At 71.0% G+C, this 9,808-nt stretch carries 7 protein-coding genes; 4 read left to right on the forward strand and 3 right to left on the reverse strand.

What is annotated here, in order from left to right:
• From GUY60_RS28055 to GUY60_RS28065, 3 genes are all read left to right on the forward strand, one after another.
• The coding region (locus tag GUY60_RS28055) for a wHTH domain-containing protein (protein ID WP_161702753.1) at positions 1-499 on the forward strand (499 nt) is incomplete at its 5' end.
• Positions 496-837, forward strand: a complete 342-nt coding sequence (locus tag GUY60_RS28060; protein WP_161702755.1) for a hypothetical protein — start codon at positions 496-498, stop codon at positions 835-837. The genes GUY60_RS28055 and GUY60_RS28060, both read left to right, overlap by 4 nt.
• On the forward strand, positions 834-1,283 hold the full coding sequence (locus tag GUY60_RS28065) for an efflux RND transporter permease subunit (protein ID WP_161702757.1): 450 nt from the start codon (positions 834-836) through the stop codon (positions 1,281-1,283). The genes GUY60_RS28060 and GUY60_RS28065 overlap by 4 nt, the downstream gene beginning before the upstream one ends.
• A 112-nt stretch (positions 1,284-1,395) precedes the next feature.
• Here GUY60_RS28065 and GUY60_RS28070 read toward each other — a convergent pair whose 3' ends face one another.
• The 3 genes from GUY60_RS28070 to GUY60_RS28080 all read right to left on the reverse strand — a co-directional run bounded on the left by GUY60_RS28070 (position 1,396) and on the right by GUY60_RS28080 (position 8,488).
• Positions 1,396-2,856 carry a glutamate synthase subunit beta gene (locus tag GUY60_RS28070; RefSeq protein WP_161702759.1) on the reverse strand — a complete coding sequence of 487 codons (1,461 nt, stop codon included), beginning with the start codon at positions 2,854-2,856 and terminating at the stop codon, positions 1,396-1,398.
• Positions 2,849-7,417 (reverse strand): glutamate synthase large subunit, encoded by a 4,569-nt coding sequence (gltB, locus tag GUY60_RS28075; protein ID WP_161702761.1) that lies wholly within the window; start codon positions 7,415-7,417, stop codon positions 2,849-2,851. Before gltB ends, GUY60_RS28070 begins: the two co-directional genes overlap by 8 nt.
• A 339-nt stretch (positions 7,418-7,756) precedes the next feature.
• Positions 7,757-8,488, reverse strand: a complete 732-nt coding sequence (locus GUY60_RS28080) for a VIT1/CCC1 transporter family protein (RefSeq protein WP_161702763.1) — start codon at positions 8,486-8,488, stop codon at positions 7,757-7,759.
• A gap of 272 nt (positions 8,489-8,760) precedes the next feature.
• On the opposite strand from GUY60_RS28080, the gene GUY60_RS28085 reads away from it, so the two are divergent.
• Positions 8,761-9,762, forward strand: a complete 1,002-nt coding sequence (locus GUY60_RS28085; protein WP_161702765.1) for an ADP-ribosylglycohydrolase family protein — start codon at positions 8,761-8,763, stop codon at positions 9,760-9,762.
• Positions 9,763-9,808 lie beyond the last annotated feature (46 nt).

The raw sequence follows: 9,808 nt of genomic DNA on the forward strand, positions 1-9,808 counted from the left end.
GGGCCCCGCCCTCCGCCGCCTCGCCGAGTACACCGCAGCCGGCGCCCCGCCCCTCCCCGGCGACTTCACCGGCCCGGACGCCGAAGCCCTGGAACACTTCGTCCCCGACGAGTTCGACCGAGCCGCCTTCGACGCCGGCCTCCTCGGCCCCGGCACCCTGGGCCCCCTGGAACTCATCCTCGTAGCAGCCCGATTCGGCCGCACCCTCAAAGAGGTGTACGCCCGCTACGCCCCCTTCCGTTGCCTCGGCCTCGACATAACCGTCCGTGAGCCGAACCCCGACGAGGCCGGGCTGACCCCCGACTGGCGGGACGTCATCATCCTCACCCAGCGCCTCACGGGCCGCGCCCCCGCGCTCGCAGGCGCCGTCGACCCCGATCACCTCGTCCTCTGCTCTGAGGAGACCGACCTCACCGTGGCCGGAGTCCGGGAACGGCTGGGGCGGTACGCGGCGTTGTTCTCGTATGAACTGCCGGGCGAGGAAGGTGACTTCACGTGAGTGGACCCATCGCGTACGACGCGGACGCCGAGCATCCGCACGTGCTGGCCTTCCAGTGGGTGCGGGGCGGTGCGCCCGACGAGCCGTACCACGAGGCGACCGGGGTGTGTCCGGTGTGCGGTTGCGGCATGACCAAGCGCTGGGCGTACGGGCAGTCGGTCGTGCGGAAGGGCGGCTTCCTGGGGCGGCGCCGCGAGCCGGACGCGGGTGAGCCCTGGTACACCTCCTGCACCTGCCGGACCCTGCACCTCGGCCGCCCCCGCGAGGAGGAATCGGGGTGCGGCGCCTGGCTGACGCTCGCCCCGCCGGGGCCGGGGCAAGGCGGCGGCGCGTCATGAACTTCAGTGCGCGGCAACTACGCGACGCCGACCAGCGCGCCCGTGAACTGGCCTCCCCCGAACGCCAGTTGCAGCTAGCCCTCCACCAGGCCGAGGGCTACCGCAACTTCCTCGCCTCCTTGACCGGGCTGCTGACCGCCGTGTTCGTGCTCAAGGGGCAGGAGGATCTCAGCAAGCTCGGCGGCGGCGTCCGGTGGGCCGTGATCGCGCTGCTGATCAGCGGCTTCCTCGCGCTGGTGCTGGCGTCCTGGCTCGCCGTCCTCGCGGTGCACGGGCGGCCGGGCGAGCAGATCCCGTTGGAGGCCGGCCATCTGCTCCGGCACGAGCAGCGGCGTACCAGACGTATCTGGCGGATGGTCGAGTGGGCGCGGTGGCTCGCTCTGGGAGGGGTGCTCGCCGTCGCCGGGGCGGTGATCGTCACCTGGGTCGTGCCGGTCGGCACGTAACCGCCCGCCCCGGACATGCCACAGCGCCCACCCATAGTCCGGTCGGGGACTGGGCAGGCGCTGCGTCAGGTCCGTACACCGTTGTACGGAGCGTCCGTTGGGGCCGTACGGATCAGGCCGTGAGGGCTCGGTCCGTGGGCCGGATGGGGGCCGGGAGGTCCGACGCGCCGGTCAGGAAGCTGTCCACTCCGCGGGCGGCCGAGCGGCCCTCGGCGATGGCCCAGACGATGAGGGACTGGCCGCGGCCCGCGTCACCGGCGACGTACACGCCGGGGACGTTGGTCTGGAAGTCGGCGTCGCGGGCGATGTTGCCGCGCGCGTCGAGCTCGAGACCGAACTGCGAGACGAGACCGTTCTCCTGGTCCGTGCCGGTGAAGCCCATCGCGAGGGTGACCAGCTGGGCCGGGATCTTCCGCTCGGTGCCGGGCTTCTGCTCCAGCTTGCCGTCCTTGAACTCCACCTCGACGAGGTGCAGGAACTGGACGTTGCCGTCCTCGTCGCCCTCGAAGTGGGTGGTCGAGACGGAGTAGACCCGCTCGCCGCCCTCCTCGTGCGCGGAGGTGACCTTGTACAGCATGGGGAAGGTCGGCCAGGGCTGGTTCGCGTTCCGGTCCTCGCCCGGTCGCGGCATGATCTCCAGCTGCGTGACCGAGGCCGCGCCCTGGCGGTGGGCGGTGCCCACGCAGTCGGCGCCGGTGTCGCCGCCGCCGATGACGACGACGTGCTTGCCCTCGGCGGTGAGCGGGGGCGCCACGTAGTCGCCCTCCTGCACCTTGTTCGCGAGCGGCAGGTACTCCATCGCGAAGTGGATGCCGTTCAACTCGCGGCCGGGGACCGGGAGATCACGGGAGACCGTGGCGCCCGCGGCGATGACCACCGCGTCGTACCGCTTGCGCAGCTTGGCGGCGTCGATGTCGCGGCCGATCTCGATCTCGGTACGGAACTTCGTACCCTCCGCGCGCATCTGCTCGATACGGCGGTTGATGTGCCGCTTCTCCATCTTGAACTCGGGGATGCCGTAGCGGAGCAGGCCGCCGATACGGTCCGCGCGCTCGTAGACGGCGACGGTGTGGCCGGCCCGGGTGAGCTGCTGGGCGGCGGCCAGGCCCGCCGGGCCCGAGCCGATGACCGCGACGGTCTTGCCGGAGAGCCGCTCCGGGGCCTGGGGCGCGACATCGCCGCGGTCCCACGCCTGGTCGATGATCGAGACCTCGACGTTCTTGATGGTCACGGCCGGCTGGTTGATGCCGAGGACGCAGGCCGACTCACAGGGCGCCGGGCAGAGGCGGCCGGTGAACTCCGGGAAGTTGTTCGTGGCGTGCAGGCGCTCCTGCGCGGCCGACCAGTCCTCGCGGTACGCGTAGTCGTTCCACTCGGGGATCAGGTTCCCGAGCGGGCAGCCGTTGTGACAGAACGGAATGCCGCAGTCCATGCAGCGCGAGGCCTGCTTGGAGATGATCGGGAGCAGCGAGCCGGGAACGTAGACCTCGTTCCAGTCGCGCACACGCTCGCCGGCGGGGCGGGTCTCGGCGACCTCGCGGCCGTGGTTGAGGAAGCCCTTCGGGTCAGCCATTGATCGCCGCCTCCATCATCTTCTCGTGGGTCTCGGACTCGGGAAGCCCGGCCAGCTCGGCGGCGTCCTTGGCGGCGAGCACTGCCTTGTACGTACTGGGGATGATCTTGCTGAAGCGTTCCACCGCCACGGACCACTCGGCGAGCAGCTTCTCGGCGACGGTCGAGCCGGTCTCCTCCTGGTGGCGGCGCACGACCTCGTGCAGCCACTGCTTGTCGGTGTCGTCGAGGGCCTCGACGGCGCCGGCGTTACCGGAGTTGACGTTGTGCTCGTCCAGGTCGATGACGTACGCGACACCGCCGGACATGCCCGCCGCGAAGTTGCGGCCGGTCTCGCCGAGGACGACGGCCTGGCCGCCGGTCATGTACTCGCAGCCGTGGTCGCCCACGCCCTCGGAGACCACCGTGGCACCGGAGTTGCGGACGCAGAAGCGCTCGCCGACCCGGCCGCGGAGGTAGATCTCGCCGCCGGTCGCGCCGTACGCGATGGTGTTGCCCGCGATGGTCGAGTACTCGGCGAGGTGGTCGGCGCCCCGGTCCGGGCGGACGACGACGCGGCCGCCGGAGAGGCCCTTGCCGACGTAGTCGTTGGCGTCGCCCTCCAGTCGGAGCGTGACACCGCGCGGCACGAACGCGCCGAAGGACTGGCCCGCCGAGCCGGTGAAGGTGATGTCGATGGTGTCGTCGGGCAGGCCCGCACCACCGAACTTCTTCGTCACCTCGTGGCCCAGCATGGTGCCGACGGTGCGGTTGATGTTGCGGATCGCGACCTGGGCGCGGACGGCCTGGGCCTCCTGCGCGCTGTTCGCGGCGAGCGCGTCACCGGCGAGCTTGATCAGCTCGTTGTCCAGCGCCTTCTCCAGGCCGTGGTCCTGCTCGACCAGCTGGTGCCGGACGGCGCCGGCGGGCAGCTCGGGCACGTGGAACAGCGGCTTCAGGTTGAGGCCCTGCGCCTTCCAGTGGGTCACGGCCCGCTCGGTGTCGAGGAGTTCGGCGTGACCGACGGCCTCCTCGATGGTGCGGAAGCCCAGCTCGGCGAGGAGCTCGCGGACCTCCTCGGCGATGAACTCGAAGAAGTTCACGACGTACTCGGCCTTGCCGGAGAACCGGTCGCGGAGCGTCGGGTTCTGGGTGGCGATGCCGACCGGGCAGGTGTCCAGGTGGCAGACGCGCATCATGACGCAGCCGGAGACGACGAGCGGCGCGGTCGCGAAACCGAACTCCTCGGCGCCGAGCAGCGCGGCGATGATCACGTCACGGCCGGTCTTCAGCTGGCCGTCGGTCTGTACGACGATGCGGTCGCGCAGGCCGTTGAGCAGCAGGGTCTGCTGGGTCTCGGCGAGGCCCAGCTCCCAGGGTCCACCGGCGTGCTTGAGCGAGGTGAGCGGGGAGGCGCCCGTACCGCCGTCGTGGCCGGAGATGAGGACGACGTCCGCGTGCGCCTTGGACACACCGGCCGCGACCGTGCCGACGCCGACCTCGGAGACCAGCTTCACGTGGATGCGGGCCGCCGGGTTGGCGTTCTTGAGGTCGTGGATCAGCTGAGCCAGGTCCTCGATGGAGTAGATGTCGTGGTGCGGCGGCGGCGAGATCAGGCCGACGCCCGGCGTGGAGTGCCGCGTCTTGGCGACCCACGGGTAGACCTTGTGGCCGGGCAGCTGGCCGCCCTCGCCGGGCTTGGCGCCCTGGGCCATCTTGATCTGGATGTCGTCGGCGTTGACCAGGTACTCCGAGGTCACACCGAAGCGGCCGGACGCGACCTGCTTGATGGACGAGCGGCGCGCCGGGTCGTACAGGCGGTCCGGGTCCTCGCCGCCCTCACCGGTGTTGGACTTGCCGCCCAGCTGGTTCATGGCGATGGCGAGGGTCTCGTGCGCCTCGCGGGAGATGGAGCCGTACGACATGGCGCCGGTGGAGAAGCGCTTGACGATCTCGGAGACCGGCTCGACCTCGTCGATGGAGATCGAGGGGCGGTCCGACTTGAAGCCGAAGAGACCGCGCAGCGTCATCAGGCGCTCGGACTGCTCGTTGACGCGGTCGGTGTACTGCTTGAACACGTCGTAGCGCCGGTTGCGGCTGGCGTGCTGCAGGCGGAAGACCGTCTCCGGGTCGAACAGGTGCGGCTCGCCCTCGCGGCGCCACTGGTACTCGCCGCCGATGTCGAGGGCGCGGTGCGCGGAGGGGACGCCGGAGGCCGGGTAGGCCTTGGCGTGCCGGGCGGCGACCTCGTCGGCGACGACGTCGATGCCGATGCCGCCGATCTTGGTGGTGGTGCCGTTGAAGTACTTGTCGACGAAGGCCTGGTCGAGTCCGACGCCCTCGAAGACCTGCGCGCCGCGGTAGGACGCGACGGTCGAGATGCCCATCTTCGACATGACCTTGAGGACGCCCTTGCCGAGCGCGTAGATCAGGTTGCGGATGGCCTGCTCGGCCTCGACGCCCGGCAGGAACGTGCCCGCGCGGACGAGGTCCTCGACGGACTCCATCGCGAGGTACGGGTTCACCGCGGCGGCGCCGTAGCCGATGAGCAGCGCGACGTGGTGGACCTCGCGGACGTCACCGGCCTCGACGAGCAGGCCCACCTGGGTGCGCTGCTTCGTACGGATGAGGTGGTGGTGGACGGCCGCGGTGAGCAGCAGCGACGGGATCGGCGCGTGCTCGGCGTCGGAGTGCCGGTCGGAGAGGACGATCAGGCGGGCGCCGGACTCGATGGCCGCGTCGGCCTCCGCGCAGATCTCCTCGATGCGCTCGGCGAGCGTCTCGCCGCCGCCGGAGACCCGGTACAGGCCGGACAGGGTCACGGCCGTCATGCCCGGCATGTCGCCGTCGGCGTTGATGTGGATGAGCTTGGCCAGCTCGTCGTTGTCGATCACCGGGAAGGGCAGGGTGACCGAGCGGCACGAGGCGGCGCTCGGGTCGAGCAGGTTGCCCTGCGGGCCGAGCGAGCTGTACAGCGAGGTGACGAGCTCCTCGCGGATGGCGTCAAGGGGCGGGTTGGTGACCTGCGCGAACAGCTGCGTGAAGTAGTCGAAGATCAGCCGGGGGCGCGCGGAGAGGGCCGCGATGGGCGTGTCCGTACCCATCGAACCGATCGGCTCCGCACCGGACTTGGCCATCGGCGTGAGCAGGATGCGCAGCTCTTCCTCGGTGTAACCGAAGGTCTGCTGGCGGCGGGTGACCGAGGCGTGGGTGTGCACGATGTGCTCGCGCTCGGGCAGGTCGGAGAGCTCGATCTCGCCGGCCTCGAGCCACTCCGCGTACGGGTTCTCGGCGGCGAGGGCGGTCTTGATCTCGTCGTCCTCGACGATGCGGTGCTCGGCGGTGTCGACGAGGAACATCTTGCCGGGCTGCAGGCGGCCCTTGCGGACGACCTTCGCCGGGTCGATGTCGAGGACGCCGACCTCGGAGCCGAGGACGACGAGGCCGTCGTCGGTGACCCAGTAACGGCCGGGGCGCAGGCCGTTGCGGTCGAGGACCGCGCCGACCTGGGTGCCGTCGGTGAAGGTGACACAGGCCGGGCCGTCCCAGGGCTCCATCATCGTGGAGTGGAACTGGTAGAACGCGCGCCGGGCCGGCTCCATGGAGGCGTGGTTCTCCCAGGCCTCCGGGATCATCATGAGCACGGAGTGCGGCAGCGAACGGCCGCCCAGGTGCAGGAGTTCGAGCACCTCGTCGAAGGACGCGGAGTCGGAGGCGTCCGGCGTGCAGACGGGGAAGATCCGGTCCAGCTTCTCGCTGCCGAACAGGTCCGAGACGAGCTGGGACTCGCGGGCCCGCATCCAGTTCCGGTTGCCCTTGACGGTGTTGATCTCACCGTTGTGCGCGACGAAGCGGTACGGGTGCGCGAGCGGCCACGACGGGAACGTGTTCGTGGAGAAGCGCGAGTGGACGAGCGCGACGGCCGAGGCGAAGCGGCGGTCGGACAGGTCCGGGAAGAAGGGCTCGAGCTGGCCGGTGGTCAGCATGCCCTTGTAGACGATCGTGCGGGCGGACAGCGACGGGAAGTACGTCGCGGCCTCGCGCTCGGCACGCTTGCGCAGGACGAAGGCCTTGCGGTCGAGCTCGATGTCCTTGCTGCTGCCGTCGGCGACGAAAAGCTGGCGGAAGACCGGCATCGTGGAGCGGGCGGAGGCGCCGAGCAGCTCCGGCGCGACGGGCACCTCGCGCCAGCCGAGGACGTTCAGGCCCTCTTCGGCGGCGATGGCCTCGATCCGCGCGGCGGTCGCGTCCGCGGACGTCTCGGCGGTCTCGGGCAGGAAGGCGATGCCGACGGCGTACGCGCCCGCCTCGGGCAGCTCGAAGTCGGTGACCTCGCGCAGGAAGGCGTCCGGGACCTGGAGCAGAACGCCGGCGCCGTCACCCGAGTCGGGCTCGGAGCCGGTGGCACCACGGTGTTCCAGGTTGCGCAGTACGGTGAGCGCCTGCTCGACCAGCTCGTGGCTGGCCACACCGGTGAGGGTGGCCACGAACCCGACACCACAGGCGTCGTGTTCGTTACGGGGGTCGTACATCCCCTGCTGGGCGGGGCGACCGTCCATGGGCGACCAGGCGTCGGAACGCATCGGCACTCCCGTCGTCGTATTGGGCAAATGTGCAAGATGTGCATGTGCCGAGGGACGACGCTGGCCCTCGCGGTGCGCAAAATTTCGTGCAGGTTACATGATGGCGGCCTTCTCGGAAACCGGATACTTCGTTCCACCATGCGGACACCGCGAGAGCATGGGACACCCGATGCTCAGGCGGTGAAAAAGGGGCCGCCACGGACGATCCGTTGGCCGTGGGCCCTGATGCGGAGGGGCCTCATTGCCCGCAGCGCTTACGGCTCATGCCCAGTGGTCAAGCAACCGAAACCGCTGGGTAACGACTGGTTATGCATTCCCTTGCATAGGCACAGCGCACCCTCATCCTAGAGCCGTTCCGAAGAAGGTGCCCAGGGCGTACGTCACACCCGCCGCCGCACCGCCGAGCGCGAGCTGCCGCAGCCCGCTGAACCACCAGGAGCGCGCGGTCACCCGCGCCACCACCGCACCGCAGGCGAACAGCCCGATCAGCGCGAGCAGCACGGCCGGCCACAGCTGGTCCGCGCCGAGCAGATACGGCAGTACGGGAAGGAGCGCGCCGAGCGCGAACGCCCCGAAGGACGACACCGCGGCCACCAGCGGCGAGGGCAGATCGCTGGGGTCGATGCCCAGCTCCTCGCGGGCGTGTATCTCCAGGGCCTGCTCCGGGTCCTTCGACAACTGCCGCGCGACCTCGCGTGCGAGCTCCGGCTCGACGCCCCGCGACTCGTAGAGCGCGGCCAGCTCCTTCTGCTCGTCGTCGGGGTGTTTGCGCAGCTCACGGCGTTCCACGGCCAGCTCGGCCTCGACCAGTTCACGCTGCGACGCGACCGAGGTGTACTCACCGGCGGCCATCGAGAACGCGCCCGCCGCCAGGCCCGCGAGCCCCGTGATGACGATGGTGCGCTGCTCCACCGAACCGCCCGCGACGCCCGTCATCAGGGCCAGGTTGGACACCAGACCGTCCATCGCGCCGAACACGGCGGGGCGCAGCCAGCCGCCGTTCACATCGCGGTGGGTGTGGTTGTCGCGGTGGGCCACGTGCAGGGTGGCCTCGTTGTCGATGATCGCCATCGCCGCTGTGCGCTCCTTACTCCGGAGCCGGGTCCCGTACGTCCCCCGCTCCCCCTCCGGGCCTCTCCGGGCCCCCTCACGGGCTCGAAAGTACGCCCGAAAAATCGCCCTCGCCAGCAAGGAAGGCCGTACTTACCAAGGCTTTCGACCCCTTTCCGAGAGGTCTTACGGGCCGCTCGCGCCGTCCTCGTAGGGGTCTCGAAGGGGCGTCGAAGGGGTGACGTACGCGGCCGCGCGGGGCGTTCCACGCGCGCGCGTGGAACGCATCAGCCATGGCGTCGATTGCATGCGATTTCCCGGCCCCCGCACCCGGCGACGCGACAGAGCTACGGTCCCGGGCGCGCGGCGCGCTCCTCGGCCTGGCGGTCGGCGACGCGCTCGGTGCCCCCGTCGAGAACATGAAGCCCTCCGAGATCCGCCGCCGCTGGGGACGCGTCGAGGACTTCGTGACGGACGACCCGGCGGGTACGGACGACACCGAGTACGCGATCTTCTCGGGCCTGCTGCTCGCCCGGCACGGCTCGGCCCTGACCGTCGCGCACGCCGAGAAGGCCTGGCACCGGTGGATCGCGGACGTGGACGAGGGCCCGTTCCGGGGCGCCGGGTTCAGCGAACGCGGCACCCTGGAGAACCTCCGCAGGGGCCTCGCCGCCCCGGTCACCGCCCAGCACCGGCACGCCTGGAGCGACGGACTCGCGATGCGCGCGGCCCCCTTCGGCGTCTTCGCCGCGGGCCGCCCCGCTGAGGCGGCCCGCCTGGTCGCCATCGACGGCACGGTCAGCCACGACGGCGAGGGCATCTACGGCGCGCAGGCCGTCGCGGCGGGCGTCGCCGCGGCCATGGCGGGTGAGGGTCCCGCGGCGGTCATCGGCGCCGCGCTCTCCGTCATCCCGCTCGACTCCTGGACCTCCCGCTCCCTGCGCCGCGCGGTGGTCGCGGCCCCGAACGGCGAACGCGCGCTCCGCTCCGCGGTCGTCATCGGCGGCTACCCGTGGACCGACCTCGCCCCGGAGGCCGTCGGCCTCGCCTTCGGCGCGTTCGCGGCGGCCCGCGGCGACTTCCGCGAGGCGGTCCTCACGGCGGTCAACATGGGCCGCGACGCCGACACCACGGCCGCCCTCGCGGGCGCACTCGCGGGCGCGGTCCGCACGGTCACCGCGATCCCCGCCCACTGGGCCACCGCGATCGGCCCGGTCCGCGGCACCTGCCTGCCGTCGATGGCGGGCTACCACGTACTGGACATCGCGGACTTGCTCACGCCGGAGGAGAGTTGATGACTGGAGCAGCAGCCGCACCCGCCGCCAGCAGCCCACCCGCACC

The sequence above is a fragment of the Streptomyces boluensis genome (assembly GCF_009908195.1).
In the GTDB taxonomy this organism is placed as follows: Bacteria; Actinomycetota; Actinomycetes; order Streptomycetales; family Streptomycetaceae; genus Streptomyces; species Streptomyces boluensis.

Excerpts from the sequence above, each read along its gene's own strand:
- GUY60_RS28070 (WP_161702759.1), bottom strand. The coding sequence starts at position 2,856 with ATGGCTGACCCGAAGGGCTTCCTCAACCACGGCCGCGAGGTCGCCGAG.
- GUY60_RS28085 (WP_161702765.1), top strand. The coding sequence starts at position 8,761 with ATGGCGTCGATTGCATGCGATTTCCCGGCCCCCGCACCCGGCGACGCG.
- GUY60_RS28065 (WP_161702757.1), top strand. The coding sequence starts at position 834 with ATGAACTTCAGTGCGCGGCAACTACGCGACGCCGACCAGCGCGCCCGT.
- gltB (WP_161702761.1), bottom strand. The coding sequence starts at position 7,417 with ATGCGTTCCGACGCCTGGTCGCCCATGGACGGTCGCCCCGCCCAGCAG.
- GUY60_RS28080 (WP_161702763.1), bottom strand. The coding sequence starts at position 8,488 with ATGGCGATCATCGACAACGAGGCCACCCTGCACGTGGCCCACCGCGAC.